The sequence below is a fragment of the Conexibacter sp. DBS9H8 genome (genome assembly GCF_023330685.1).
Taxonomy (GTDB): Bacteria; Actinomycetota; Thermoleophilia; order Solirubrobacterales; family Solirubrobacteraceae; genus Palsa-465.
The window spans coordinates 686,341-712,732 of sequence record NZ_CP097128.1 but is presented as its reverse complement, the minus strand read 5'-3'; the positions used below and the strand labels follow the sequence as shown (position 1 = coordinate 712,732).

21 protein-coding genes and 1 tRNA gene are annotated in these 26,392 nt (G+C 67.7%); 6 read left to right on the top strand and 16 right to left on the bottom strand.

The annotated features are described in order from the left end of the window. Positions 1-5: 5 nt before the first annotated feature. The 8 genes from M3M55_RS03430 to M3M55_RS03395 are packed head-to-tail and all read right to left on the bottom strand — an operon-like array spanning position 6 to position 9,801. Complete coding sequence (locus M3M55_RS03430) at positions 6-764, bottom strand: SDR family NAD(P)-dependent oxidoreductase (RefSeq protein ID WP_249011424.1); 759 nt, start codon at positions 762-764, stop codon at positions 6-8. Positions 765-789: 25 nt separating this feature from the next. Continuing rightward, complete coding sequence (locus tag M3M55_RS03425; protein ID WP_249011423.1) at positions 790-1,554, bottom strand: enoyl-CoA hydratase/isomerase family protein; 765 nt, start codon at positions 1,552-1,554, stop codon at positions 790-792. A gap of 35 nt (positions 1,555-1,589) precedes the next feature. Continuing rightward, positions 1,590-3,191 carry an acyl-CoA carboxylase subunit beta gene (locus tag M3M55_RS03420; RefSeq protein WP_249011422.1) on the bottom strand — a complete coding sequence of 534 codons (1,602 nt, stop codon included), beginning with the start codon at positions 3,189-3,191 and terminating at the stop codon, positions 1,590-1,592. After that, a complete protein-coding gene (locus M3M55_RS03415) occupies positions 3,188-3,703 on the bottom strand; it encodes an acetyl-CoA carboxylase biotin carboxyl carrier protein subunit (RefSeq protein WP_249011421.1) in 516 nt (171 codons plus the stop codon). Before M3M55_RS03415 ends, M3M55_RS03420 begins: the two co-directional genes overlap by 4 nt. Next, complete coding sequence (locus M3M55_RS03410; RefSeq protein WP_249011420.1) at positions 3,703-5,181, bottom strand: acetyl/propionyl/methylcrotonyl-CoA carboxylase subunit alpha; 1,479 nt, start codon at positions 5,179-5,181, stop codon at positions 3,703-3,705. Before M3M55_RS03410 ends, M3M55_RS03415 begins: the two co-directional genes overlap by 1 nt. After that, complete coding sequence (locus M3M55_RS03405; RefSeq protein WP_249011419.1) at positions 5,178-7,025, bottom strand: acyclic terpene utilization AtuA family protein; 1,848 nt, start codon at positions 7,023-7,025, stop codon at positions 5,178-5,180. Before M3M55_RS03405 ends, M3M55_RS03410 begins: the two co-directional genes overlap by 4 nt. Continuing rightward, positions 7,022-8,119, bottom strand: a complete 1,098-nt coding sequence (locus M3M55_RS03400) for a nitronate monooxygenase family protein (protein ID WP_249011418.1) — start codon at positions 8,117-8,119, stop codon at positions 7,022-7,024. Before M3M55_RS03400 ends, M3M55_RS03405 begins: the two co-directional genes overlap by 4 nt. Next, positions 8,119-9,801 (bottom strand): class I adenylate-forming enzyme family protein, encoded by a 1,683-nt coding sequence (locus M3M55_RS03395; protein ID WP_249011417.1) that lies wholly within the window; start codon positions 9,799-9,801, stop codon positions 8,119-8,121. Before M3M55_RS03395 ends, M3M55_RS03400 begins: the two co-directional genes overlap by 1 nt. Before the next feature lie 104 nt (positions 9,802-9,905). Here M3M55_RS03395 and M3M55_RS03390 point away from each other — a divergent pair, with 104 nt between their 5' ends. Next, a complete protein-coding gene (locus M3M55_RS03390; RefSeq protein ID WP_249011416.1) occupies positions 9,906-11,591 on the top strand; it encodes a class I adenylate-forming enzyme family protein in 1,686 nt (561 codons plus the stop codon). After that, positions 11,588-12,382, top strand: coding sequence for an enoyl-CoA hydratase/isomerase family protein (locus M3M55_RS03385; protein WP_249011415.1), 795 nt, complete (start codon positions 11,588-11,590; stop codon positions 12,380-12,382). Before M3M55_RS03390 ends, M3M55_RS03385 begins: the two co-directional genes overlap by 4 nt. Positions 12,383-12,428: 46 nt before the next feature. On the opposite strand, the gene M3M55_RS03380 is transcribed toward M3M55_RS03385, so the two are convergent. The 4 genes from M3M55_RS03380 to M3M55_RS03365 all read right to left on the bottom strand — a co-directional run bounded on the left by M3M55_RS03380 (position 12,429) and on the right by M3M55_RS03365 (position 17,201). Then, positions 12,429-13,103, bottom strand: a complete 675-nt coding sequence (locus M3M55_RS03380; protein ID WP_249011414.1) for an ABC transporter ATP-binding protein — start codon at positions 13,101-13,103, stop codon at positions 12,429-12,431. 2 nt (positions 13,104-13,105) lie between these two features. Further along, on the bottom strand, positions 13,106-14,884 hold the full coding sequence (locus tag M3M55_RS03375) for a branched-chain amino acid ABC transporter ATP-binding protein/permease (RefSeq protein WP_249011413.1): 1,779 nt from the start codon (positions 14,882-14,884) through the stop codon (positions 13,106-13,108). 137 nt (positions 14,885-15,021) lie between these two features. Beyond that, a complete protein-coding gene (locus M3M55_RS03370) occupies positions 15,022-15,912 on the bottom strand; it encodes a branched-chain amino acid ABC transporter permease (RefSeq protein WP_249011412.1) in 891 nt (296 codons plus the stop codon). Positions 15,913-15,986: 74 nt separating this feature from the next. Continuing rightward, the gene (locus tag M3M55_RS03365) at positions 15,987-17,201 is read right to left on the bottom strand and encodes an ABC transporter substrate-binding protein (RefSeq protein ID WP_249011411.1); all 1,215 of its coding nucleotides are present in this window, start codon (positions 17,199-17,201) and stop codon (positions 15,987-15,989) included. A gap of 1,126 nt (positions 17,202-18,327) precedes the next feature. Between M3M55_RS03365 and M3M55_RS03360 the strand changes: the two genes are divergently transcribed. Continuing rightward, positions 18,328-19,587 carry a CaiB/BaiF CoA-transferase family protein gene (locus M3M55_RS03360; protein WP_249011410.1) on the top strand — a complete coding sequence of 420 codons (1,260 nt, stop codon included), beginning with the start codon at positions 18,328-18,330 and terminating at the stop codon, positions 19,585-19,587. Between the two features lie 291 nt (positions 19,588-19,878). Here the strand turns inward: M3M55_RS03360 and M3M55_RS03355 are convergent. The 3 genes from M3M55_RS03355 to M3M55_RS03345 form a co-directional block, all read right to left on the bottom strand. Continuing rightward, positions 19,879-19,951: transfer RNA gene (locus M3M55_RS03355), tRNA-Val, on the bottom strand. 116 nt (positions 19,952-20,067) lie between these two features. Further along, on the bottom strand, positions 20,068-21,093 hold the full coding sequence (gene gnd / locus M3M55_RS03350) for a phosphogluconate dehydrogenase (NAD(+)-dependent, decarboxylating) (protein WP_249011409.1): 1,026 nt from the start codon (positions 21,091-21,093) through the stop codon (positions 20,068-20,070). A 101-nt stretch (positions 21,094-21,194) separates the two neighbouring features. Beyond that, positions 21,195-22,286 (bottom strand): quinone-dependent dihydroorotate dehydrogenase, encoded by a 1,092-nt coding sequence (locus tag M3M55_RS03345; RefSeq protein ID WP_249011408.1) that lies wholly within the window; start codon positions 22,284-22,286, stop codon positions 21,195-21,197. Between the two features lie 41 nt (positions 22,287-22,327). Between M3M55_RS03345 and M3M55_RS03340 the strand changes: the two genes are divergently transcribed. Together M3M55_RS03340 and M3M55_RS03335 are read left to right on the top strand one after the other, a co-directional pair. Continuing rightward, entirely contained in the window at positions 22,328-23,230 is a 903-nt protein-coding gene (locus M3M55_RS03340) for a fumarylacetoacetate hydrolase family protein (protein ID WP_249011407.1), read from the top strand. Positions 23,231-23,237: 7 nt separating this feature from the next. After that, positions 23,238-24,071, top strand: coding sequence for an alpha/beta fold hydrolase (locus M3M55_RS03335; RefSeq protein ID WP_249011406.1), 834 nt, complete (start codon positions 23,238-23,240; stop codon positions 24,069-24,071). 69 nt (positions 24,072-24,140) lie between these two features. Here the strand turns inward: M3M55_RS03335 and M3M55_RS03330 are convergent, their stop codons facing one another. Then, the gene (locus M3M55_RS03330) at positions 24,141-25,016 is read right to left on the bottom strand and encodes an alpha/beta fold hydrolase (protein WP_249011405.1); all 876 of its coding nucleotides are present in this window, start codon (positions 25,014-25,016) and stop codon (positions 24,141-24,143) included. A 115-nt stretch (positions 25,017-25,131) separates the two neighbouring features. Between M3M55_RS03330 and M3M55_RS03325 the strand changes: the two genes are divergently transcribed. After that, positions 25,132-26,385 (top strand): FAD-binding domain-containing protein, encoded by a 1,254-nt coding sequence (locus tag M3M55_RS03325; RefSeq protein ID WP_249011404.1) that lies wholly within the window; start codon positions 25,132-25,134, stop codon positions 26,383-26,385. Positions 26,386-26,392: the final 7 nt, after the last annotated feature.

Sequence of the window (26,392 nt, the reverse complement as noted above, 5' to 3'; positions counted from 1 at the left end):
TTCCATCAGCCGACCGCGAAGCCGCCGTCGACGACCAGTGTCTCTCCGGTGATGTAGCTCGACGCGGGACTGGCGAGGAAGAGGACGGCGGCGGCGAGCTCGTCGGGCTCTCCGATTCGGCGTAGCGCGGCGCGCTGGACGAGCAGATCGATCGACTCGAGATGGGCGTCGGTCAGCTCGGTCGCGAAATAGCCCGGTGCGACGGCATTGACGCGGATGCCCCGGCGCTGGCTCCACTCGTGAGCGAGATCGCGCGTCAACCCGAGCATGCCGCTCTTGCTCGCCGCGTACGCGGCCTGGGGCGAACCGGCCGTCGTCAGCGCCAACATGCTCGCGACGTTGACGATCGAGCCACCGTCGGTCATCGCCTGGGCAGCGGCGCACGCCATCCAGTGAGCGCCACTCAGATTGACGTCGAGCACACGCTGAAAGTCAGCGCGGTCCTGCTTGAGCGCAGGCACAATCTCGCCGATCCCGGCATTGTTGACGACAATGTCGACGCGTCCGAGCTCTCCGACCGTCTCGGCGACGAGTCGTCGGCACTGTTCAGCATCCGCAACGTCGACTTGGGCGACGAGGCCGCGGCGACCGGTCGCCTCGACCAGCGCACGGGTCCGCCTGAGACCCTGAAGACGACGGGCGCCGAGTGCGACGTCAGCCCCCGCCTCCGCCAGAGTCCGCGCGATCGCAACCCCCAACCCCGAGGACGCACCGGTCACGATGGCAACCTTGCCGTCCAACCGGAACTTGTCTAACACGGACATCGCGTGAAGCCTGTCCAGCGCTGTCTCAGCGCCCTTGCCACACCGGCTTGCGCTTCTCACGAAATGCCCGTGGCCCCTCCTGACCGTCCTCACTGAGGTAGACGTGTTTCCAGAGCTCATCAGCGTGGTCAAGGCCCTCCAACCAGCCGAGCGACGCGGAGTCATAGACCATGCGTTTGCCGGCCCGCACCGAGAGCGGGGCGTTGTCGGCAATCGACCGAGCCATCTCCTCGGCGGCGGTGAGCAACTGGTCGTGGGGAACCACGCGATTGATGAAGCCGAGCTCATACATGCGCTGAGCGCTGAGCGGCGCAGCCGTGGTCAGCAGCTCGAGCGCGATCCGCGGGCCCACCAGCCTGCCCAGTGGCGCTGCCCACGGCGCTCCACGTCCGACCTTCGGTTCGGAGATCGCGTAGGTGGCGTGATCAGCGGACACGACGAGGTCGACCATCTGAGCGATCCGGAAGCCGCCGGCGAACGCGTGGCCGTTGACGGCCGCGATGATCGGCTTGTCGGTCATCAGCGTCCGGTTGAACTCGATGAACAGATCCTTGGGCGGTACCCGCATGGCGGTCTCGGCCATCTCCTTGAGATCCGCGCCGGCACAGAAGGCCTTCTCGCCGGCTCCGGTGATGATCAGCACGGTCGCTGAGTCATCGGAGGCAAACGCTCGGCACGCGTCTGCGAAGCCGTCACGGGCCGCCTTGTTGAGTGCGTTGCGCGCTTCTGGCCGGTTGATGGTGAGCCACGCGATTGATTCGCGTACGTCGTAGATGATCTCGTCCGCCATGTTCTCTCCTCTGGTCGATCGGCCTTCGGCGCGGGTCAGATCCGGAGCACGCCGCCGGGCGTGCGCTGGATCGGTGCATTCAGCGAGGCCGACAGAGCCATCGCAAGGGTGTTCCGTGTCTCCACCGGATCGATCAGACCGTCGTCGCGGAGTTCTGAGGTGAGGTGGTAAGGATGAGACGTGCGTTCGTAGTACTCCCAGACGTCCTCGTGGATCTGGGTCAGCTCAGCCTCGGTCGCCTCACGGCCCTGCTCACGTCTGAGGTTGGCCACCCGCACCTCACTGAGCGTCTTCACCGCCTGCTCGGCGCCCATGATCGAGGAGCGCGAGTTGGGCCAGGCGAAGAGGAACCGCGGGTCCCAGGCCGGGCCGGTCATCGCGTAATTGCCGGCACCTTGGGACGCGTGCACGTAGACCGAGAACTTCGGCACAGTCACGTTGGCCTGGACCATCAGCATCTTTGCGCCGTCCTTGGTGATCCCACCGCGCTCGTACTCGCGTCCGACCATGAATCCGGTGATGTTGTGCAAGAAGATCAGCGGCGTGCCGTCGCGATCACACAGCTGCATGAACTGTGTTGCCTTGTTGGCAGCCTCACTGAAGAGCACGCCGTTGTTGCCGAGGATCCCCACCTTCATCCCCTGGAGGTAGGCCCAGCCGGTCACCATCGTCTCGCCGTAGGCCGGTTTGAACTCAAGGAACAAGCTGCCGTCGACGATGCGGGCAATGACCTCACGCATGTCGAACTGCTTCTTGATGTCGCCGGGAATGATCCCGTAGAGCTCGTCAGGATCGTAGTAGGGAGGCTCCGGATCGCGCCGGTCGATCGCAAGCTTCGACGGACGGGTCCAGGTGCCGACGATCTCGCGACAGAGTTCGAGTCCTTCCTCCTCATCGTCGACCGCATAGTCGGCGGTACCGGAGACGGAGGTATGCATATCGGCACCGCCGAGCTCATCGGCGCTGACGTCCTCTCCAGTCGCAGCCTTCACGAGCGGCGGACCGCCGAGGAAGACAAAGCCGGTCCCGCGGACCATGATCGACTGATCACACAGCGTCGGGAGATAGGCCCCACCCGCGGTCGACGGTCCGAGCACAAGCGCGAGCTGAGGAATTCCGGCCCCGCTCATCAGGCACTGAGCCCGGTAGGTGTAACCGCCGAGTGCGTAGATCTCGTCGCCGAGTGGCAGGTAGGCCCCGCCGGAGTCGACGAGGTTGACGACGGGCAGGTGGTTCGCCAGCGCGATCTCCTGGGCGCGGACGATCTTCTTCGTCGACAATGGATACCACGAGCCGCCCTTCAGCGAGCTATCCCCGGCGGTGATCATGACCTCGCGTCCGCTGACCACGCCGATGCCGGTGACGATCAAGGCCTGGGGCGCCTCACCGCCATAGGCGTGCATCGCCGCGAGAGGTGACAGTTCGAGAAACGGGGAGCCGGGATCCAACAGCAGCTCAAGTCGCCGCCGTACCGTCAGCTTGTTGCGCTCGGCCAGACGGGCGAGCGCTCGGGCCGGCCGGTCATACCGCGCTGTGTGAATCTTCTCGCGGAGATCCGCAGCAAGCGCGAGGTTGGTCTCGCGGTTGCGTCGGTAGGCATCCGTACTTGTGTCGATCCGAGAGGCGATGCGCCTCATGGCTGAGCTCCTTGGTCTGCTTCCAGCGACTGGAGTTGGACAAGCCACGCACCGCGGTCGAAGGTGTCGCCGACCCGAAGGTGGACACGCTCGATGACACCGTCCCGCCCCGCGACGATCTCACTCTGCATCTTCATGCTCTCGATCACCAGCAGGACTTGACCGACGGCGACAGGCTCTCCGACGCTGGCGGCGACGCTGATGACCATGCCCGGCATCGGTGCGGTAATCACGTCCGCGGCGTGAGCGTCAGCGCCCGACCGTTCGGACGGGTCGGTCACCTGCGCTTGCCACACTCGGCCGAAGGCGTGGATGAACACGGTGTCGCGGTCGACGACCAGCCAGATCCGCTCTGTACGGTCGTCGAGTTGGATCTCAAAGCCACCGCCAACCGGAAGAAGCTGCCCAACGTACTCCCGGCCGTCGATCCACAGCCGGGCAGGCCCGGCCCCGAGCCGGGTGAGTGCGACGTCGCGCGCCGGACCTTCGTCAAGAGAGATCTGCAGTGACATCAGGGCCTCCATTCGCCGAGTGAGGCGAGCGGCTCAGCAAGGGTGTGACGGCGTTCGTAGCGGGGGCTGGCCAGCGCGGCAGCAGCGATCAGCAAACGCTGTTGCTCCTCGGTCGCCGGCCTGTGTTCGCAAACCTCCGGGTGGTCGTCAAGGAATGCGGTGTCAATCTCGCCGGCAGCGAAGGCGGGATGGGCGAGGACACGCTCGAGGAAACTCGTGTTGGTGACGGTCCCGAGTAGCACCGTCTCTGACAGCGCCCTGCGTGTGCTCTCGATGGCGTCTGCCCGCGTGGTGCCGTAGCCGATCACCTTGGCGACCATCGGGTCGAACGCCGCCGTGACCGCCTCGCCCTCGCGCACTCCGTGATCCACTCGCACGCCGGCGCCGCTCGGAAAGCGTACAAGATTGAGCCGACCAGTTGCCGGAATGAAGCCCGCCTCGACATCCTCGGCGTAGATCCGACATTCGATCGCATGACAACCGATCCGGATGTCGTCCTGACCGAACCCGAGCGGCTCACCACCCGCGATCCGCAGCTGCTCGGCCACGATGTCGATCCCCGTGACGAGCTCGGTGACCGGGTGCTCGACCTGTAGCCGAGTGTTCATCTCGAGGAAGTAGAAGTTGGCCTCTCTGTCGGCCACCATCTCGACAGTGCCGGCCGACACGTAGCCGACCGATCGTGCCAGGGCGACCGCCCGGTCGCCCATCGCGACGCGCACCTCCGGCGTGATCAACGGAGAGGGAGCCTCCTCAACGACCTTCTGGTAGCGCCGTTGGATCGAACATTCCCGTTCGCCCAAGGCGAGGACGGTCCCGTGCGTGTCGGCGAGCACCTGAACCTCGATGTGGCGCGGCTTCTCGATGTAGCGCTCCAGGAAGACGCGTCCATCACCGAAGGCGGCCTTGGCCTCCTGAGATGCGCGCACGAAAGCATCGCGGCAGCCGTCGCTGTCATGAGCGATGCGCATGCCCTTGCCGCCACCGCCGGCGCTCGCCTTGAGCAGGACGGGGTAGCCGATCCGTTCGCCTTCAGCGACGGCCTCCTCGGCGTCTGACAGCGCGTGCTTGGATCCGGGCAGCGTCGGGACGCCGGCGGCCTGGGCGAGACGCTTGGCCTCGATCTTGTCGCCCATCGCCCGGATCGCCGAGGGGGGAGGACCGATGAAGGTGATGCCGGCATCCCCGACGGCTCGGGCGAAGTCTGCGTTTTCCGCGAGAAATCCGAAGCCGGGATGGATCGCGTCAGCGCCGGTTCGGAGTGCGGCCTCGATCATCGCCTCACCGTTGAGATACGCCGAGACCGGCGGCTCGCCGAACACCTCGACTGCCTTATCGGCCTCGCGTGCGGCGAGCCCGTGGCGCTCCATCGCGTGGTAGGCGACAACGCTCGGAATTCCAAGCTCCCGCAATGTCCGAATGATGCGAACGGTGACCTCGCCGCGGTTGGCGATCAGTACCTTGCCCGGGAGGGTCATGACGTCACCGCCACAAGCTCCGGGTGCGCCGGCCAATCCCAATCTCGCGGCACCTCGATCCCGACAGTCAGCAGCATCGCCGCATACGACTTGCCCTGGGGGTCGTAGCGGAGCGTCGAGGTCCCGCCCGTCCCGCCGAGGACATCGTCGAGCAGAAAGTTGAGGGCGTTGAGGCCGGGAAGCTCCCAGCAGCGGACCGCGCTCGGTGAGTAGTGGGCGAAGAATTGGGCCACGCGCTCAACCGTCAGCTGTTCCCGGATGACCGGCAAGAACTCAGGCCGCCGGGCGATCACACCGATGTTCGCCCGGTCACCCTTGTCACCGCTGCGCGCCCACGCCAGCGCCCGCAACGGAACCTCAACACGATCGGCTGCGGGACCGCCGCCGGCGGCAGCCGAACTCGCGCTCTCATCCGGGACCGGTCCCAGGACCAGAGCGACCGTTGGGGTTTCGACGGGCGGACCGGCGACGCCCGGGGCAACAGCGACGGTTCGGGACTCACCTGCGATGCGTACCGTGACGGGCGTGGTCGCCTTGTCGACCAGCAGGTGAAGAACTCGAAACACCGGCGCAACCCGCGGGCGCCCGGCGAACACCCCGGTCATCCCCTGAGCCACGAGCCCGAAGGCCGCGAACTCCTGAGCGAAGATCTCCAGCGCGGCCTTATCGGGGTGCCGCACGCCGATCTTGAGCACAGCCCCGGTCGCGACCTCGGCTGCGGCGTGCGGAGCGAGCACCTTGCCGTCCCCGATGACCTCAATCGAGGCTTCGGCCAGAGGGGCGAAGCCATCGTGTTCCAGCAACCGTCCGGCACGCGTGACCATCGCCTCGCCGGCGCGATGGGCTCGGGCCACCGCGTCGAGGCCCGCGAACATGGCGGTTGCCATCGCCCGATAACTGTCTGAGTGGGTGGCCGTGACTTTGTAGGTCGTGGTCGGGGCCGAGCCGCGCGCACCGGAGACACGTACCTGATCCGGACCGATCTGCTCGAGGTGAACCTCCCGCCAATCACACACGACGTCGGGCATGACATAGGCCCCGGGGTCTCCGATCTCATAGAGGACTTGTTCGGAGACCGTGCCGACCGAGACGAGACCTCCCGTGTCCGGCGGCTTGCTGATCACAGCCGTGCCGTCGGGATCGACGTCGGCGATCGGATAACCGAGGTTGTCCCAACCGGGGACGGCCCACCAGTCGGTGTGGATGCCGCCGGTGGCTTGAGGGCCGCACTCGATGATGTGACCCACCAGGCTCCCTGCGGCCAGCCGGTCATAGTCGTCGTCGGACCAACCGAACTCGTACATCAGCGGTCCGAGCACGACCGCAGCGTCGGCGCAGCGTCCCGTCACGACAATGTCCGCGCCGGCCGCGAGCGCCTCGGCGATGGGACGAGCACCAAGGTACGCATTCATCGTGCTGACGGCCCCGGGGATCGACTCTCCGGTGAACATGTCATGGGGATCCGCAGCCAGGATTTCGTCCAGACGCGGCATCAGGTCATCTCCTTCAACTGAGGCAACGCGCAGCGAGACACCTGCCTCGCGGGCGGCCCGCTCAAGCGCCTCGGCGCAGGCGTCCGCGTTGAGCGCGCCCGCGTTCGTGATCACCTTGATCCCCCTGGCCTCGATCTCCGGGAGGATCGCCGCCAGCGTCCGGACCGCGTCGGCGACATAGCCGGTCGCCGGATCCTTGGCCCGTGCGCGTGCCAACAGGGCCATGGTGATCTCCGCCAGGTAGTCAGAGACCAGATAGTCGATCCGCTCGGACCGGAGCACCTGCTCGGCCGCGCGCGGGGTGTCCCCCCAGAAGGCCGCCCAAGCCGCGAAGCGCAGGCTCGTCTTCATGATGGCGCCCTCGTCCTTGTCCTGGGATCTGACTCCGGCCGGCCCGTCCCACCGAACAGGCCGGAGAGCCGCTCCAGCAGAGCGGCGGTCTCGGCAACGACCCCGGGTACAAATTCCGCCACATGAATGAGGTCGCCGATCCCGCTGGCCACCTGACCGCAGGGCATGATCCCGTGAGTCACGTCGCCGTCACGCTGGGCGATGATCAACCGGTCGTCCTTCCATGCGGTGAGTTCGCTCTCAGTCATTGCCTCGGAACCGACGAACGACAGCAGCTCACTCAGCCCGTCGCTGGCCAATCCGCGTGAGGGACCGAAGACGGCGGGGAAGACCACATCCTCGCCCTCCTGCATGGCGAGCACCCGCTGCGCGTAGGCGTCATCCCAATCAGGGTTGTCGCAGCTGGCCACGAAGCGGGTCCCCATCGCCACCGCGTCCGCGCCGAGCGCGAGCGCCGCCAGGATGCCGCGAGCATCCCGGATGCCGCCAGCGATCACAACCGGCACGTCGACAGCCTCGGTCACGTTCGCCCCGAGCACTATCGTGTGAACCGGGCGGGCGTGGGTGTGCCCTCCGGCTTCATAGCCGGATGCGATGATGACGTCGACGCCATCGCGCTCGGCGCGGATCGCCTGGCGAGTGCCACCCACTTTGTGCGCGTGGATGAGGCCGCTGTCAGCGATCGCACGGCGGACCACCCCGGGAGGGCCGGCCGAGGTGGTGATCACCCGCAGCCGCTGGGCGATCGCGGAATCGCGTAACGCGTCGATGACGCAGCCGACGTAAGCGGCGCTGAACGGCAGCAACTCCGGAGGCTCAGCCCCCTTAGCGGTGCCGACGGGAATGTTGACCGCCAGCGTCCCGTCCGTCAGTTCACATGCCTGCTCGATGTAGGCGCGTAGGTCTCGTACCCCCTGCGCACCGGCGGTCATCCCTGGCATGCTGATCGTCCCGAGACCTCCGGCGTTAGTGACGGCGGCCGCCAACTGAACGGTCTTGTAGGGACCCAATCCCTCCTGGATGATCGGATGCTCGATCCCCAGCAACTCCGTGACGCGCGTCGTGATCCGCGGCCCAGGGCCGCCGTCGGTCATCACCGCTGACCGTCCTGGGCCAGATCCGCGGCACCTGACGTGGTTGGCAGACCGCGCAACTCGGTCAGCGTCGTGACCCCGTTGGCGTCGGGCACAGTGATGCCCTCCAGTTGGCGACGCATCTCCCCCTGCCACTTCGACCGCTTGGCCACCGTACGGGGCACCGCCTCGACGAATACGTAGAGACGTGGTCGTTTCCAGCGCTCGATCGTCCCGAGGCAGTGAGCGTCCAGCATGTCCCGTGCCGCGCCGTCGTCGAAGGTGCCATCAAGCACGACAAAGGCTGCTGGGACCTCGCCGAAGCGCTCATGCGCGACTCCGATGCATGCCGCGTCAAACACTTTCGGGTGGGCGAGGAGCGCGTCATCCACCTCGATCAGCGACAACTTCTCCCCGCCACTGTTGATGACGTCATCCGCGCGACCGCGGACGTAGTACCAACCCTCGGCGTCGCGGTACGCGACATCACGGGTATGCAGGAACCCCTCCGCGTCGATCGACTGAGCCGTCCGCTCCGGGTCGTTGAAGTACCCGGGTGACACGACGTCCCCACGGATGCAGACTTCGCCCTCGACGTCGCCGCCGGTCAGCGCCGCACCCGTGAGGGCGTCGGCAAGCTTCACCTCGCAGAACTCCTTGTTCGGCCGACCGGAGGACCCAGCAGGCACTGTCGCCTGATCGCCGTAATAAAGAGAGGGTCCGAGCACGCAGACCGGCATCGCTTCGGTCAGTCCATACATGTTCGCCAGCCTCACTCCCTTGCCGGTCAACGCGTCCTCGACGTCGGGCGGGACCGGCTCCCCGGCGATGTAGGCGCTCACGCCACTGAGATCGAGGTCCGCCCAGGCCGGGTGGCGCATCAGGTCTCGCACCATCGTCGGAATGATCCAGTACATCCAGTTGGGTCGATGTTCGCGGAAGATTCGTACGACGCGATCGACATCCCAACCATCGCACCAGACCACCGTGCCGCCCGCCATGGCCAGGCGCACCGAATCGTGAATCCCACCGCTGTGGAACATGCCCACCAGCGACAAGTTGCGTGTGCTGCTCGTGATACCGGCCAGAAACACCGACCCCCAGCAGGAGTTGTTCAGCGTCCCGTGGGTGAACGTCACACCCTTGGCTACTCCCGAGGTGCCTGACGTAAAGTTGACTGCCGCTGCATCAGAGGTCGCCCGCGGGGCGATGCGTCGCTCGTCAGAGCATTCGGCGGCAAGCCACTCGAGGCTGGCAAACCGCGGGTGTGTCCCGCGACTCACATAGATCCTGCTCAGCGCCGTCTTTGACTCCAGCAACTCGGCGATAGCGACGAACTCGGGATCGACGATGAGGGTCGTTGCACGGCTTCGCTGTACATCCGAGACGTATTTAGAGGGCACCTGACGAGGGTTGAGCCCGCTGAAGACGGCGCCGATCCCAATCGTCCCCCAGAAGGCGGCAACGTGGCGATGGTGGTCGCGCATCAGCGTCAGGACGATCTCGTCCTCCGTGACGGCCGCATGCTCTCCCAGCACGTTCCCGATCCGGTTCGACATCGCGCGCAAATGGGTGTAGTCCGTCTCGGCGCCGTCGCCATCGATGACCGCCGCCTTCTCTGGGTACTCCCATGACGCCCGTTCGAGCCACCATCTGAGATTCATCGACGCATCTTCCCTCGACCGCACACGACCAAGTTTCACAACCGTTTGCCGGTACGCCGACGTTAGCGGCAGCCGGTCACGCCGTGACCTGACGGAAACGCCAGTTGCCCGCGCGTCCGCGCGGTGGGAGACTCACGATCAGCGTGACCTTTGACGTTGATTCACTCCACAACCGGCGAGCCGACAACCGGTGGGACAGAATGGCCGTCGGTGACGTGCTTGAGCGGATCTCGCACAGTACCCCGGACAAGGTCGCGTTCATTGCCGCGCCCGAGGCGTTAGCGGATCCGCGCTTTCAGCGGCTGTCGTACGCCGATGCGGACCGCGTCGCCAACGGTGTCGCCAACGCGCTGCTGGCACTTGGGCTCAACCGCTCTGACCGTGTCGCGATGCTCTGTGAGAACTCAGTCGAGGCGTACCTCAGCAAGCTCGGGATCGCTAAGGCCGGGCTTGTCGCGGCGCCCATCAACCCGATGATGACCAACGATGTTGCTGAGGCGATGCTGGCACACGTCGAGGCCAGTGTCGCCATCGTGGACGGCGACCTCTGGCCGGGCGCTGTTAGCGCCTTCACGTCGGCGGGCGTCGCACCCGTCGCCACGATCCGGGCGGGAGGCTCCGCGGTCGTCCCCGGAACGACGGACTTCTTTGACTTCACCGCCTCCGATGCGGAGTCCGAACCGGACGTCCGGATCCATGGCGACGACATCTGGGAGATCATCCTCACCTCGGGGACCACGGCACTGCCAAAGGCCGTAATGATCTCCCACACTTACTCCTACACTGCCGCACTCGGCCACGCGCTCTCTTACACTCGTGGGCTTCAGTTCGAGTCCGACTTCCGCACGTGCACGTTCCTCCCGGTTATCTACCACGTTGGCGACCATGCCTCTGTGTTGTCAAGCCTCCTATGTGGCGGCAGTGTCGTGTTCGGGCGCAAGCCGACCGGCGCGGCGACCGCACGAGCGGTCACGCGCGAGCAGGTCACGTGCCTTTGGGCGGGTTCGCCTCAGTTTCTGGCGGATCTCGTCCGCGACGTCGACGCTGATCCGATGGCCTATGACCTCCGTAGCCTCACGACCATCGTCTACGGCTGGTCAACGCCCGCACCGGGTCTCGTCAAAAGCATCGAGCGGGTGTGTGGCGACGTCAGCATGATCGGGCTGTTCGGACAGACCGAGGCGATCGCCTGTCACCGCTTCTCACCCAGTCGCTGGCCGGAGAAGTTTCTGCGCACAGCCCCGGAGGTCAACCACATTGGCCTACCAATCGGGCTGCTTGGAGCCACGATCGTCGATGAGGACGGCGAACCATTGCGCGACCGGCCCGGGCAGGCCGGCGAGGCCGTGTACCGCTCTCCCGCCATGACATCTGGATACTTCCGCAACCCGGAGGCAACCGAGGCGGCCTTCCGCGGTGGCTGGTTCCACAGCGGGGACAGTTGCATGTTCGATGAGCAAGGACTGCGAATCATGGTGGATCGCTACAAGGACATCGTCAAGTCCGGAGGCGAGAACGTCTCGACCCTGCGCGTCGAGGCGGTTCTCCTCCAACATCCCAGTGTCAACTCCGTCGGAGTCATCGGCCTGCCCGACGATCGCTGGGGCGAGGCGGTGACGGCCGTCGTGACGGCGACCGCGGGCCACGTTGTCGATGAAGCCGCCGTGATCGCTTTCTGCCGGGAGCGTCTGGCGGGCTTCGAAACGCCCAAACGTATCGTGGTGCTCGAGGAGATGCCGGTCACCGTCGGCGGCAAGGTGCTCAAATACCGTCTACGCCAGATGCTGACCGAGACCCCCACGCCGCCGCCCGCGGCTGGCACCGCATGAGCGGGACCGCTTCCAGCCCCGACATCAGCTATGCCGCAGCGGACGGGGTCTGTCGGATCGTGATCAACCGTCCGGAGGTCCACAACGCCTTCCGCGAGCAGACGATCCATGAGCTGATCGAGGCCTTCGACCGTGCCGACGCCAACTCGGAGGTCCGCGTCATCGTACTCAGCGGAGCCGGACAGCAAGCGTTTAGCACCGGTGGTGAGGTGGACATGGAAGGCGAGTTCACACCAGATGAAGGGCGCAGGATGGCGCGTCTCCTGATGCGTCTTGCTGAGGCTATGCGGGGCACCGGTAAGCCGACGATCGCCAAGATCAGCGGCTGGTGTGTCGGCGGTGGCAACGAGCTCAACCTGTTCTGCGATTTCTCGATCGCCGCCGAGTCCGCCCGCTTCGCCCACACTGATGCCCGCCTCGGCAACTCGCCGATCTGGTTCGGGACTCAGCTGATGAATCGGCTCGTCGGGGAGAAGCTCGCCAAGGAAATCATCATGCTGGGTGAAACCTACACTGCGACTGAGGCGGCGCGTATCGGGTGGATCAATCGGGCGGTTCCTGACGACGAGCTCGACGCGGTCGTCCAGAGCTGGTGCGAGCGGCTGCTCAGCCACAGCCCACAGTCGATGCGTCTGACCAAGACCTCGATCAACGCCGATAACGACGCGGTGCTCGCGTCGGTCCGCCAGGGCTTCGAAGCGCTCACCTATATCTACGGGACAGCCGAGTTCCACGAGGGGACGCGAGCCTTCCTCGAAAAGCGGCGGCCCAGGTTCCGGCCCGAGGGCTGAGCACGCGCGCTTGTGCGCGCATCCAGGACGTCGTCAGCCCGACGCGTCAGACGTGCACAGACCCGCGGCCCTCAACACGGCCGCTCTCGATCTCCAGGGTGTTCGAGGTGATCCCGGTGAGCCACTCAAGGTTCTGCTCGGCGATGAGAATGCACAGTCCGCCCTGGCGCATTTTGGCGATCGCCTCAAACGCGGTGGCGGCCGCCTCCGGCGCCAGACCGGCCGAGGGCTCATCAAGCAGCAGTAGCACAGGTCGCGACACGAGCGCTGTGGCCAGAGCGAGCATCTGGCGCTGGCCACCGCTCAGATAACCGGCCTTGCGATCAGCCATCTGGAGGAGCACCGGGAAGGTCTCCCAGACCTCCTCGAGGTCCAGCGGCGATAAGCCACGCCGCTTGGCGAGCGCAGCACCGAGCGTGATGTTCTCGAGAATCGTCAGATCGCCGAACACCGGCGCCCCCTCACGCACGAGCGAGAGCCCGCGGCGGGTGATCTCGTGCGGCGGGCGCCCGGTCACGTTGGCACCACTGAACTCGATGGCACCCGCGACCTTCTCATGCACCCCCGCCAGGCTACGCAGCAACGTCGACTTACCGGCCCCGTTGCGGCCGATGATCCCGAGGCCCTCACCGGACCCAATCTCGAACCCGACATCCCAGAGCACCTGAGAGCGGCCGTACCACGCACGCAGCGCCGTCACTTTGAGTACCGGCTTCGTCATGGTCAGACGCTTACCGTCGCACGACGCAGATGACGCTGTAACGCTGGAGGCAGGTTGTCTTCATCGACGTCCGAGAAGAACGCCTCCACCTTGCCGGCGCGCAGCAGGATGATGTCGTCGCAGGTGCTGAGCACAAAGCGCGCGTTGTGCTCGACGAGGAGGATCGCCTCACCGGTCTGCCGCACATCCTTAAGCACCTGGGACAGCGAATCGATTTCATCGTCGTTGAGGCCCGCGGCCGGCTCGTCAAGACAGATCAGGTCGGCCGAACTGGCGATCGCCCTGGCCACCTCGACGATCCGGCGCATGCCGAGCGACAGAGTGTCGGTCTCCTGATCGATCTGCTCTGCGGAGAGGCCCATCTCCTCACAGATGCGCACCGCCGCCTCGCGACGCACCCGGTCGGCGCGCCGAGCGATGAACGGGAGCAGAATCGCCCGCGCCGGACCGACGCACGAGCGATACAGCAGTCCAACTTCGACGTTCTCGCGCACGGTCAGTTCGCCAACCACCTGGGGCACCTGAAAGGTCCGGGCACAGCCGAGCCGGGCCACCTGCGAGGCAACCATGCCGGTCGTCGGCCGGCCCTTGATCAGCACCTGGCCGGAGTCGGGACGCAGAAACCCCGAAATGATGTTCACCAAGGTCGTCTTTCCCGATCCGTTCTCACCCATCAACGCGACGATCCGACCGGTCCCGACGGTGAAGCCCGCGCCGTCGACCGCACGGTTGCCACCGAAGGACTTGACGATGTCACGAACCTCCAGCACTACCGCTGTATCGTTCTCCGCCTGACCGGCTGCGCTGGCATCCTGACGCGCGCGGCGTAACTCGACCAGCGGATTGAGCTCGGGCGTGACCGGTCCAGCGCTGAGGATACGCCGACGCCGCGTGGCGGCGGCGCTCCCGCTGTTGCGCGAGAGAAAGCGGCCGAAACCACCCGGGAGAACGATCAACGCAAGGGTCAGCAGGGCCCCGAGCCCGAGCGTGTTGTACTGACTGAAGGGGCCGACAAGCTGGCTGTAGCCCTCCAACAGCCCAGCGCCGATGATCGGTCCCGCGATGGACCCGGGACGGACGAGTTGGACCCCGGCGAACAGAATGAGTGTCAGCGACAGTCCGAACACCGACGAGGTCAGCGACTCGCTGAAGTACGCAAGCGCCCAGCCCGCGAGCGCTGCGGGAATAGCCGAGACGACGTACACCGTCAACTTGGTTCTCGTGATGTTGACCCCGGCCGAGGCCAGCGAATGAGGGGCGTCTCGGAGGTAGCGGAGCCTGATGCCCCATCCGGACACGACAAGATTGCGGACGATCAGGGCCGAAACCGCGGCGACAGCAACCGCGATCTCAAAAGGCAGGACCGTGAAGTCAGATGAGCCGGGCTGGGCAAACGGCGAGATCCCGATCAGTCCGCCGGTGCCTCCGCTGATGTTGCTCGTCAGCAGGACGAGATCCGGGAAGACGAGGACAGAGAAGAAAGAGAGAATCCCGAGGTAGAGACCTCGGACCCGAAGTCCGGAGATGCTGATGATCAGCTGCCAGATGATCGCGGCGACGATCGCCAGCGGCAACGTCTCGATCGGCGACCAGTTGTGCATGCTGCTCAAGATGCCGGAGACATATGCCGCCATACCGATCACGGTGGCCTGACACAGCAGGAATTCCCCTGCGTAGCCGACCGCGAGGTTGAGGCCGCTGGCGGCACCGATGTAGATCAGGACCAATTCCAGCTGAAAGAGAACGTAACCGCCCGTGATGAAGGGGACAAGCAGCGCCATGATTAGGACAGCGAGAGCGACCCCCCAGTTGACGCCAGGCCGCTGCTTGGCTGACAACAGGGCGCGCAGAGCATTGCCGCGAACGGCGGGTGGCGTGGGGGTCGGAGGCTGGACGGTGGGCTCAGGCATGATCGAACTCAGAGTGCTCGGGCGGCCGTCGTACCAAACAGGCCCTGGGGCCGCACGAGCAGGACCAACACGATTGCCGCAAGCAGGATCGGATCGACGTAGGCCGACTGCATGTACAACGGCACGATCCCGACAACGAGGCCGACGGCGATGCTGCCGCCGATGGCACCACGGAAACTGCCAAAGCCGCCGATTGCCAACGCGGCGAATGCAGGAATCACCAGCCCAGAACCCGTGGTTGCCGACGCCGAGGTGATCGGAGTGAGGAGGTAGCCGGCGAACATCGCCAGCAGGCCTGACACCCCGAACACACAGGTGGTCATCAATCCGACGTTCAGGCCGAGGAGCCTAACCCCCTCACTGTCGAGCTGGGTCGCGCGCAGATTCCGACCGGTACTGGTTCGGCGGAAGACGAACTCGGAGACGATGGTCAGCACCACGATCGCGCCAAACATCACAACATAGGCCGGGTTGATCGCGACGCCGTCGACGATCAACGGGTTCGCGGATACGTAGCCGGGCACGTTCAGTGTATTGCTCCCGAACAGCAGCCCGACCGTGGCATCGATGGCGATCGACAGTCCGATCGAGGCGAGCAGGACGACCAGGCCGATGTTCGTCGTCCTGCCCTCGAACGGCCGGCGCGCGATAACGTCAAGTGCCGCACCGGCGATCAGACCACCGATGCACACGAGCACTCCGACGAGGAGCATCGGAAGATGAGCGTCGGCACTGAGGACGTAGGTCAAGACTCCACCGATGGACACGAGCGACTCCAGCGCGAAGATAAAGTACCCGGTGGATGCGACGATGAGGGTGAAGCTGACTGCGACGAGCGCGTACGCACTCCCCAGACCAATTCCCGATGCGATGCCGACACCGAGTGTTGTGAGATTCATGTGTTAGCACTCATTTGCATGGGAATTGGTCTGTGATCGTGGTCGTTGGCTCTCGTCAGCTATCCAGGACTGGCCTAATACTTGAACGGATACGTGCCGAGGTACATCCCGTCCACCAGAGGGCTGACCTTGGCCACGCCATAGAACCCTTGTGATAGCGGTCCGCTCGCAGGGGCGTGATTGGTCGCCGTGAACTCTGGCGCCTTGGTGCGGTAGGACCAGAAATCCGTCCCCGGGTAATTCGAGGCAGATCCGATGCCCTGGATCGCCGTAGCGGCCGCCTTCGGATCGAGTGACCCGGCCTTGGTAAAGCCGTAGTTGGCCAACTCCAGAGTGTCGGCGGCAAGGCCAACGACCATCATGCTCGCGATTGGGCCGTACTTGGTAACGCGACTGACCAGCGGCTGCAGCACGGCCGGAGCGGTCGCGCCGGTGCGGATGCCGACTGCGTAGCAGAGGCAGGTCAGCTGCTTCTGTACGGGAGCAGGCACAAGCTGGGCAACCGGGGCGGTAAACACGGTCGGCGTCCCGAGCACGGGGACGGTGTAGTCGACTGCCTGCATGCCCTTCATCACTACGCCGATCGTGGCGCCGGCCGCCCAGGTGAGAACCGTCTGGGCGCCGCTGCCCTTGAGGGCCTGGACCTCAGCCGAGATGTCGGTGGCGGTCGGACTGAAGGACTGGGAGCCGACGACCGTCAGTCCGGCCGCCTTTGCGTCAGTCGTGACGGTCTGGGTGAAATACGTCCCTGCCGCGTCGTTGGTGGCGAGGATCCCGACCTTGGTATAGCCGTGCTGCTTGGCATAGGCAATCAGCGGTGGGACCTGCGCACCCGCTGGGGGGTTGAGTGAAAAGTCGAGCGGATACTTGCTGGCGTCGCTGCACTCCGCGCTCCCGCAGATGTTGACCGACAAGATGTTCTTGGTCAGAGGCAACTGCGTGGCACCGTAAATCACGTCCGGCTCGAACATGTTCAGTGAGTTGGAGCTGATCAGCTCCTGGGTCGCGGAGATCGCGGTCTGCGGGTTGGACGCATCATCGACGGCGACGATCTTGACCGGGTGCCCCAGAATGCCGCCCTTGGCGTTGATGATGCTGGCTTCCGCCTTGAGTGCATGGACGATGTCGAGGCCCGCTGCTCCGTATACCCCTGTCAGGGGCTGAACGGTCCCGACCACAAAGTCCGACTTCCCGCCTGAACCGCCGCTGCTCTTCCCCGAGCCGCTCGAACTGGCGCTAGTACCGCTATTGCCGGCGCCACATGCCGCCAACGTGATTGCGGCGAGCACACAGCCCGCCAATATCGCGACCCAGCGCGTGGATCGCCTCTTATTGTGTCGATCCTGTTTCATGATGTACCTATTCCTCTCCTCAGTCCGGGATCCCCAGCGCATGCGCGCTGTTGAGCCTCAGATGGCTGTGTCTTCGGGGGCCTGTGACGCCCTACAGTCACCGAGCCGCCACGGGTTCCGAAGACGAGCTTTCCCGTCGAGCATGGCTAGCGCAGCACCCACCAGCAACTATCCGAAGCGCTAGTTTCGCTGAAGGCGGGCGACCGAGCCAGTGCTCGCTATTCGCCATTGGTAGAGCCACCCCAGCGACAGCGTCGAGCTTGTGTCCAGCCCGGCCGCGGTCTCAGACGCGATCGCCGACGCGTGTACCGCCGCCGGCGTCGAGCGCATCCTGAACACCACTGTTAATCGGCCCGATCACAGGGCGATCGATGTCGTCTCGGTCGCGTCGGCCCGCGTGGTTATCCCAGTTCCCAGCGGCCGAGGCGCTCCACACGACCGTGACCGCGCTCGGGCAGCCGCACCAGGCCGGAATCGTCGGATCGATCCCCCACCTCTGCGGGGTGCCGGCGTCTCAACCGCCTTCACGGGGAGTCCGTTGGTCATCGTCCTGACTACCTGAGATCTCAAGTGGCCTCCCATGGGCGCCTTGCGCTCGGCCTCGGCACTCACGTGGCGTCCACAACGCGTGCTCATACGAAACCCCGGCGCGACGGGTCGGAACCATGGCTGCACAAGCCGATCGGCGCGTTGGGTCACATCTGGGAGGGGTCCAGAGCGAGCACGCTCTGTCGTTCCACGGGGAGTTCTACGACCTCGGCCTGTCGCCGATGCAGCGCCAGACGCGATCGAGGATCCGCACATCCGATGTACGTTGCAGATGTGCGGCCTTATATGTTTCGCCTCGTCGGCGAGTTCGCCGACGCCATCCATGTCCGACTCCTTGTCCGCACTCGGAGACCTGAGAGAGGTCGCGCCTCCCGCACTACCCATGGCGTCCGCGATCCCTGGCGACGTGCTGGAGGCCCTCGCCATCGTGCTGGCAACCAACTGGGAGGCGGCGGGCTGCCGAGCAGCCGCCGGACAATCGTGACTAGCGCAATGGTCAGTCGCCGTCTGCTCAATGCTGGCTTCTAATCAACTCCATGCGAATCAGTCACGCTGCATGACCTTCCCGCCTGATTTTGCGCCCCTTCGCGGCATCCGTATTGTCGAGCTTTGCACGAATATCGCCGGGCCGTTTGGGGCGATGATCCTGGCGCAACTCGGCGCTGACGTGATCAAGATCGAGTCTCCGACCGGCGATGACTCTCGCCACTATGCGTCACCCCTCAACGACGTCAGCGTCGTTCACCGCTACGTGAATGCGGGCAAGCGGAGCTTAGTGCTCGACCTCAAGAGCCAGAAGGGTCAAGAGGCAGCGCTACGACTGATCGGCACCGCAAACGTCCTGTTACAGAGCATGCGTCCCGGTACACTGGAGCGCCTCGGGCTCGGCAAGGAGGCGACTCGCGAGATCAATCCGTCGCTGCTGTATTACGACGTCAACGGCTTTGGCGCCGGTGCCGTCGGAGCAACTCTCCCTGGCTATGACCCGTTGGTGCAGGCCTTCACCGGGATCATGGAGATGACCGGACACGACGGCTCTCCTCCCACACGATGCGCACCCTCGGTGATTGATCTCGGCACCGGCCAGTGGATCGCGCTGGGCGTGGTGGCAGCGCTGATGGCCCGCCATGCCGGCCAGCCGGTTGAGGAGATCGAAACGGCGTTGGTCGACACAGGCTTCAATCTGGCTGCATACCAGGCCACGAGCGCGTATGTGACGGGTGTTCGCCCGCCGCGAGCCGGCTCGGGAAACCCGATTGCGGCGCCGTACGAGTGTTACGAGACCCAGGACGGCTATCTGCTCATCGCGGCGGCCAACCAGCGGCTGTGGCTGGGAGTTACGCGCGCTTTGGACGCTCCGGAGCTCGCGGACGATCCCCGCTTTCTCTCCGTCGCTGAGCGGAGCGGCAACCGACAGGAACTCGCCCACGAGCTGAGTGACCGCCTGCGGACTCGGCCGACCGAGGACTGGCTGCCGGTGTTCGCCCGTGAGCGCGTCCCCGTCGGACGGGTCCTCGGGCTCGAGCAGGCGATCAAGACCAACGTCGCGGGCGAGCGCCGCACGATGTTGGACTCTGACGGCGTGCCGTTGGTCCGCCTACCCTGGCTGATCGACGATCGTGAGATTCCGTGGCAGCGACCGGCGCCGGACCTGGGGGCGCACACCGAGGCGGTGTTGCGCGACCTCGGTTACGACGGCCAAGAGCTGGCAGAGCTCAGTGGCGCCGTGACTTGCGCGTCGCTCTCTTCCTCATCGACGTCGCGGGCCACGTGAGCGGAGACGTGACCGGCGCGCCTCAGCTTCACCAACAACGACAAGCTCGATGGACGGCCCAACCGACGAGGTTCAGGCGCAGAAGAGCGTGGGCTCGCTATGACCGGCGAGCACGTCGAAGGCAGAGTCCGCGCGGAGAAGCGGGGGGCGCGCGGATCGCGTCGGCCGCGATAAGGCAGTCGATCAGCATGGCGACGGTGGCGCCACCGCGTCGGCAGACCCGGTGGCGCGTGCCCGAAGTGTCGACGAGAACGAACCGGCTCGGTCGCGACACGCGGCGGAATGAGTGAGTGGGCGATGACGGACTCGAACCGCCGACATCCTCGGTGTAAACGAGGCGCTCTACCAGCTGAGCTAATCGCCCGGACCGGGCAAGGGTAGTCGGCGGGCCCTGGCCGGCGGCGCGGCCGCTCCGGTCCGCTCGCGGCGGGACCCGAACCCGACCGGGACCGGGCCGGGAGCCGGGGACCGCCGCGGCCGTCAGCTGGAGGCGGGCTTCTCCGCGTGGCCGCCGAACTGCTTGCGCATCGCCGACAGCAGCTTGTTCGCGTACTCGGCGTTGCCGCGGGAGCTGAAGCGCGCATACAGGGCGGCGGTGAGGACGTCTGCGGGGACACCCTCGTCGATGGCGGCGTGGATCGTCCAGCGGCCCTCACCCGAATCGGACACGCGACCGCCGAACTCCTCCAGCTCGGGGGATTCGACGAGGGCGGCGGCGGTGAGGTCCAGCAGCCAGGAGGCGATCACCGATCCACGGCGCCACACCTCGGCGACGGCGGGCAGGTCGAGGTCATAGTGGTAGAGCTCGGTCGCGTTGGCGATCGGGGCCGTCTCCGCGTCCTGCTCCTGGGTCTGGGCGCCGAAGCCGGCGTGCTTGAGGATGTTGAGACCCTCCGCGTAAGCGGCCATGATCCCGTACTCGATCCCGTTGTGGACCATCTTGACGAAGTGGCCCGCACCGGCCGGGCCGCAGTGCAGGTACCCCTGCTCCTCCTGGAGCAGCTCACCGTCACGGCCGGGGGTGCGCTCGATGTCGCCCGCCCCCGGGGCGAGCGTCTTGAACACCGGGTCGAGCAGGCTCACCGCCGCCTCGGTGCCGCCGATCATCAGGCAGTAGCCGCGTTCGAGCCCGAACACGCCGCCGGAGGTGCCGACGTCGACGTAGTGGATCCCGCGCGGCTCGAGACGACCCGCGCGGGCGAGGTCGTCGTGGTAGTGGCTGTTGCCGCCGTCGATGAGCACGTCACCGGGGTCGACGAAGCGGGCGAGCTCGTCCAGGGTCTCATCCGTGAACGCCGCGGGGACCATCACCCACACCGCCCGCGGCGGGCTCAGCTTCGCGACGAGGTCCTCGAGGCTGTCGGCCGGCGTCGCGCCGGTCTCCTTGGCGAGGGCGCCGACCGCGTCCGCGGAGACGTCGTAGACGACGAGCTCGTGCCCGTCCTTGACCAGGCGCCGCACCATGTTGGCGCCCATCCGACCGAGACCGACCATCGCAAGCTGCATGAGAGTCACCCTACCTGAGCGCACCTGTCGGCGTGTGTCCTCGGCCTGAACGGCCGGCCGCGGTGCGCGTGAGGACCCGGTGGCGCGGAGACGGGCGCGAGTCAGGCGGCGATCCCGACGAGCTCGCCCAGAGAGCTCACCCCGGCGGCACGGAGCCGGCCGGCAAGGCCGTGGTTGACCCGGGCCGGCCAGGCCGGACCGCCGTAGACAAAGCCGGTGTAGACCTGCACGAGCGTCGCGCCGGCGAGGATCCGCGCCCACACGTCCTCGGCCCCGGTGACCCCGCCGACCGAGACGATCACCGTGCCCGACCCCGCGAGCGCCCGATGGAGGCGGGCAAGCACCGCCAGGGACCGGGTCATCAGCGGCGCGCCGGACACCCCACCGCCGGTGAAGCCGGCGGCCACCGCTCGGCCGGCCGGCGAGAGGACGCCCCGGTCGACGGTCGTGTTCGTGGCGATCACCCCGGCGAGGCCCTCCCGGTGGGCGAGCTCGGCGACGGCGTCGACATCCGCGTCCGCCAGATCGGGGCTGATCTTGACGAGCAGCGGGACCGCGCCGGCGACGGCACGGACGGCGGTGATGAGCGGCGCGAGCCCGGCGGCCCGTTCGAGGTCCCGCAGCCCTGGCGTGTTGGGGGAGGAGACGTTGAGAACGAGGTAGTCCGCCAGCGGTGCGAGCCGACCGGCGACCGCGGCGTAGTCGTCGGCGGCTGCGGCCATCGGGGTGTCCCGGTTCTTGGCCAGGTTGATCCCGAGGATCGGGCCCGCCGTCCCCGCCGTCGGGGCCGCCCGGCCCGGGAGCCGGGCGGCGACCGCCTCGGCGCCGTCACTGGGGAAGCCCATCGCGTTGATCAACGCGCGGTCGGCGGGGATGCGGGCGATCCGCGGGCGCGGGTTGCCGGGTTGGGGCCGCGGGGTGACCGTGCCGACCTCCACGGACCCGAAGCCGAGAGCGCCGAGGGCGGCGTGGAAGGTCGCGTCCTTGTCGAGGCCGGCGGCGACCCCGAGCGGGGAGGCGAACCGGAGCCCGAAGGCGTCGACGGCGATCTCGGAGGGGATCGTCAGGGCGGCGCCGAGCCGGCGGATCGGGGCGGGCGCGGCGGCGATCCGCAGGCCGGCGCTCGTCCAGTGGTGGGCGGCCTCGGCGGGGATCCGGACGAGCACGTGGTCGTAGAGGCGCTGGTAGATCACGCGGGGCTGAGGCTAGTGGCTTGCACTACTCTGGTCCGGCGATGTCTCAGATCCGCCGCCGTTTCACCGGCGCCCAGACGCTGCAGGTGGAAACCCGCCCTGACCCGGAGGCGCCCTGGAAGCCGGTCAGCCACCTCGTCGCCCTCGGGTATGAGTCGCCGTACACGCCGGGCTGGGAGGTTCGCCACGCGATCGGCTACGGCGGCCGGCCCGGCGCGCCCGTGCTGCCCTTCCAGCCGCTGTCGGTGCGCCACTTCTACGGTTCTGAGCAGGCGGTGCTCGAGGCCGCCTACCTGCAGGTCAAGCGGCTCATGCCGCCGTTGACGAGCGCGTGGGAGACCTTCCTCGGGGCCGCCCGGGAGCGCCTGGGCCCGCTCGCCCAGGCGCGGACCGCGACGACCCAGACGGCCTACCGGCTCAACCACCCGCTCGCGGTCGTCCCGACCGGCAGCCCGCTGTCGGTCCCCGCCGGGGCGCGCGGACTCGAATACGAGCCGCGACTCGGGTTCGTGATCGCCCGCGAGCTTGCCGACGCGACCCCGGAGGAGGCGCTCGGCGCGATCGCCGCGTTCATCCTCACCTGCGAGTTCTCTGCCGGTGAGGGGTCAGACGGCCGCGCCGGGGCGCTCCCGAGCACGCCGACCGCACCGAGTTCGCTCGCCCAGATCGCCGTCAGCGCCGCGGAGCTGCGCGAGGCCTGGTCGCAGCTGACCGGGACGGTCGCCGTCAACGGCAGCGTCATCGCGCGGACGAGCGCAGCGAACTCGACGATCGACCTCGGGGAGCTGCTCGCGACCGCGTCGGCCGGCCAGCGGCTGCTGCCCGGCGAGTTCTTCAGCATCGACGCGCTCGCCGCCGCCGAGCCGGTACCCGCCCTGCGTCCCGGGGATGAGCTGATCATCGACGTGCCGACCCTCGGCCGGCTCGAGCACACGATCAGCTGAGCCGCGGATGGGTGAGCTCTCCCCCGCCCTCTACCGCGCCGGCTCCGGGGAGCCGGTCGTCCTCCTGCACGGGTTCACCGGGCACTGGCGGCACTGGCGGCCGGTGCTCGCCGACCTCGTCGCCCGCTACGAGGTGATCGCCCCCGCGCTGTCGGGCCACCAGGGCGGGCCCGCCTATCCGGCCGGGATCGGGCTGGACCGGCTCGCCGACGCCGGGGACTCGCTCGAGCAGCACCTCGACGAGCTTGGGGTCCACAGCGCCCACCTGATCGGCAACTCGATGGGTGGCGCGCTCGCCCTCGAGCTCGCCAAACGCGGCCGGGCCCGCAGCGTCGTCGCGTTCTCTCCGGGCGGCGGGTGGGAGATCGGCGGCCCCGAGCCCGCCCGGATCGCCGACTTCTTCGCCCGGCAGATGCGGATGATCCGCGCCTCTCAGGGCCAGGTCCGCCGGGTGATGGCCCGGCCCGGCGCCCGCCGGCTCGCCCTGCGCGACATCATGCGCCACGGCGAGCTCGTCAACCCTGCGGAGGCGGCCGCGCTCAGCCTCGACCCGCTCGCCTGCACGGTCGTGGACGACGTGCTCGCCAGCCTGCGGGCCGGGCACGCCCACGTCGAGGACCTGCACACGATCGCCGCCCCAACCCTGATCGCCTGGGCCGAGCACGATCGGATCCTGCCGCTCGCGGGGTGCGCGACCCGGTTCCGGCGGGAGATCCCCGGCGTCCGCTTCGAGATTCTGCCCGGCGTCGGGCACGTCCCGATGTGGGACGACCCCATCGGCGTGACCGCGACGATCTGCCGCTGGGTCGACGCCCACACCGGCGCCGCCCTCACCGCCTGAACCGCCCCCACCGCCTGGGAACGGCCGTCCTCACCCCCTGGACCGCTGCGCCGGCCGGGCCGGGGCCGCTCACAGGCCGGCGAGGAACCTCCGGTAGTCGGCGACGCAGCGCCGCGGCGCCTCGAACATCGGCATGTGCCCGAGGTCGTCATAGACGGTGAGCGTGCTTCTCGGGATGCCGTCGGCCCACACCCGGGCGGCGCTCACGTCGATGAGCTGATCGTGGCGGCCCCAGGCGACCCAGGTCGGGGCGGCGATCTCGCTGAGATGGTCGTCGAGGGCGTCGTGGCCGTGGAAGTCGGCGATGATCTCCGCAAGCTCGGGACGGCGGCGGACGTAGTCGGCGGCGATCGCGGCCCGGATCAGCGCGGGGACGTACGGGGCCCGGTGCATCGTCATCGCGTAGAAGGGGCCAAAGCCGGCCGGGTCGTCGAACAGGAACGGGTTCTCGCCGCGGGCGAGCATCTCCTCGAGCGGGCTCGCGGTCGGTGAGCTCACCCCGGCGGCGTCGATCAGGCCGAGGCTGCGCACCCGGTCGGGTGCGCGGCGGGCGAGGGTCGCGGCGATGAACCCGCCCATCGAGTTGCCGATCACGTGGACGCGGTCGATCCCGAGGACGTCGAGGAATGCGACGAGGCGGTCCGCCTGGGCGGGGGCGGAATAGCCCGCACCGGCACGGAACGCGGTACGTCCGTGCCCGGCGAGGTCGGGGATGAGAACGTGGCGGTCACGCAGGCCGGCGGCGAACCGGCCCCACACGTCACGGTCGGCGCTGAAGCCGTGGAGCATCAGCACCGTCTCGGGCGCGCCGGCGCCGCCCTCGTCGTAGGTGACCGAGAGGCCGTCGACGTCGACCCGGTGGGTGGCGAGACCGGCGGCGCGGCGCGTCGCGGCGCCGGCGAGGGCGAGCAGTCGCGCGCCGGTGTCTGCGGGAAGGAGGGGCATCTCTGGCATTTTCCCGCCTGGGTGAGCGAGTTGCCTCAGCCGGTGAGCTGCGGCTCGAGCGGAGCGACCGTGCGACGGGCGGCCGGGGTCATCCCGACCTGGCATCGTCGGGACGGTGCGCTTCCCGGACCGGCTCGATCTGCCCCCCACAGGGGATCCCGACGGCGTCCGCGCCTGGACGGCCCGCACGCTCGGGGATCTCGCCCGCGAGGGCCCCGACGGGGTCGCCGCCTCACCGCGCTTCCGGGGCGGCCAGCGGGCCGCCCACACCGCGCTCGCCGGGTTGGACCTGACCGGGTACGCGGCGCGCCGCAACGAGGTGCTGCCGCTCAGCGCACGGGGAGCGAGCGGCCTCTCCCCGTATGTGCGCCACGGGCTCCTCCCGCTGCCGGCGCTGTGGCGGGCGGTGGCCGGTGCGCCGGCCCGGGACCGGGACCGCTTCCGGGAGGAACTGCTCTGGCAGGAGTACGCCCGGCACCTGTACGCCCGGCTCGGCCCGGCGACCACCCGCCCGCTGCGGTATGAGCCGGCCAGCGCCGACCCCGGCTGGACCGAGCCGTGGCCGGAGACGATGGCCTGCGTGCGGGCGGCGCTGGAGGAGCTGAGCGCCGACGGCTGGCTCGTCAACCAGGTGCGGATGTGGCTGAGCTCGCAGTGGACCGTCCGGGCGGGGGCGGACTGGCGGACGGGGGAGGACCGCTTCTTCGCCGACCTGCTCGACGGCTCACGGGCGGCCAACCGGCTCGGCTGGCAGTGGACGGTCGGGGCGGGGACCGGCAAGCCCTACGGGTTCAGCCGCTGGCAGGTCACCAGGCGGGCGCCCGCGCTGTGTGGGCGCTGTGCGCTCGCCGAACGCTGCCCGATCGAGGCGTGGCCGGCGGCGGCGGCGGGTCCTCGTCTCAGTGACCCCGACCCGCGACTCCGACACGACCCGGATGTCGCGCATACCGCGGGACCGGTCACGGTCGCGCGCGAGCCACGGGACCCCGAGTGGGTGTGGCTGACCGCCGAATCTCTGGGAGACGACGACCCGGCCCTGAGGACGCACCCCGAGCGTCCGGCGGTGTTCGTCTTCGACGCCCCGCTGCTGGCGCGCCTGGGCCTGTCGGGCAAGCGGCTCGTGTTTCTCGCCGAGTGCCTTGCCGACCTCGCCGCGCGCCGCGAGCTCGTCCTCCTCCGCGGTGACCCGGTGGCGCTGCTCTCCGGGCACGCGCTGGCGGTCACCTTCGCGCCGGTCCCCGGCTTCCGCCGCCGGGCCGCGGGGCTCGCCCCGGTGGCACTGTTTCCGTGGCCGTGGCTCGTGCGGCCGGACGCGGGGACGGTCAGCTCCTTCAGTGCGTGGCGGCGGCGGGTGCGAGTGCCAAAATGAGACCCGC

Excerpts from the sequence above, each read along its gene's own strand:
- M3M55_RS03340 (WP_249011407.1), top strand. The coding sequence starts at position 22,328 with ATGTCTCAGATCCGCCGCCGTTTCACCGGCGCCCAGACGCTGCAGGTG.
- M3M55_RS03330 (WP_249011405.1), bottom strand. The coding sequence starts at position 25,016 with ATGCCCCTCCTTCCCGCAGACACCGGCGCGCGACTGCTCGCCCTCGCC.
- M3M55_RS03420 (WP_249011422.1), bottom strand. The coding sequence starts at position 3,191 with ATGAGGCGCATCGCCTCTCGGATCGACACAAGTACGGATGCCTACCGA.
- M3M55_RS03335 (WP_249011406.1), top strand. The coding sequence starts at position 23,238 with ATGGGTGAGCTCTCCCCCGCCCTCTACCGCGCCGGCTCCGGGGAGCCG.
- M3M55_RS03410 (WP_249011420.1), bottom strand. The coding sequence starts at position 5,181 with ATGACCCTCCCGGGCAAGGTACTGATCGCCAACCGCGGCGAGGTCACC.
- M3M55_RS03405 (WP_249011419.1), bottom strand. The coding sequence starts at position 7,025 with ATGAAGACGAGCCTGCGCTTCGCGGCTTGGGCGGCCTTCTGGGGGGAC.
- M3M55_RS03400 (WP_249011418.1), bottom strand. The coding sequence starts at position 8,119 with ATGACCGACGGCGGCCCTGGGCCGCGGATCACGACGCGCGTCACGGAG.
- M3M55_RS03375 (WP_249011413.1), bottom strand. The coding sequence starts at position 14,884 with ATGGCGCTGCTTGTCCCCTTCATCACGGGCGGTTACGTTCTCTTTCAG.
- M3M55_RS03385 (WP_249011415.1), top strand. The coding sequence starts at position 11,588 with ATGAGCGGGACCGCTTCCAGCCCCGACATCAGCTATGCCGCAGCGGAC.
- M3M55_RS03370 (WP_249011412.1), bottom strand. The coding sequence starts at position 15,912 with ATGAATCTCACAACACTCGGTGTCGGCATCGCATCGGGAATTGGTCTG.
- M3M55_RS03425 (WP_249011423.1), bottom strand. The coding sequence starts at position 1,554 with ATGGCGGACGAGATCATCTACGACGTACGCGAATCAATCGCGTGGCTC.
- M3M55_RS03380 (WP_249011414.1), bottom strand. The coding sequence starts at position 13,103 with ATGACGAAGCCGGTACTCAAAGTGACGGCGCTGCGTGCGTGGTACGGC.
- M3M55_RS03415 (WP_249011421.1), bottom strand. The coding sequence starts at position 3,703 with ATGTCACTGCAGATCTCTCTTGACGAAGGTCCGGCGCGCGACGTCGCA.
- gnd (WP_249011409.1), bottom strand. The coding sequence starts at position 21,093 with ATGCAGCTTGCGATGGTCGGTCTCGGTCGGATGGGCGCCAACATGGTG.
- M3M55_RS03360 (WP_249011410.1), top strand. The coding sequence starts at position 18,328 with ATGCTGGCTTCTAATCAACTCCATGCGAATCAGTCACGCTGCATGACC.
- M3M55_RS03430 (WP_249011424.1), bottom strand. The coding sequence starts at position 764 with ATGTCCGTGTTAGACAAGTTCCGGTTGGACGGCAAGGTTGCCATCGTG.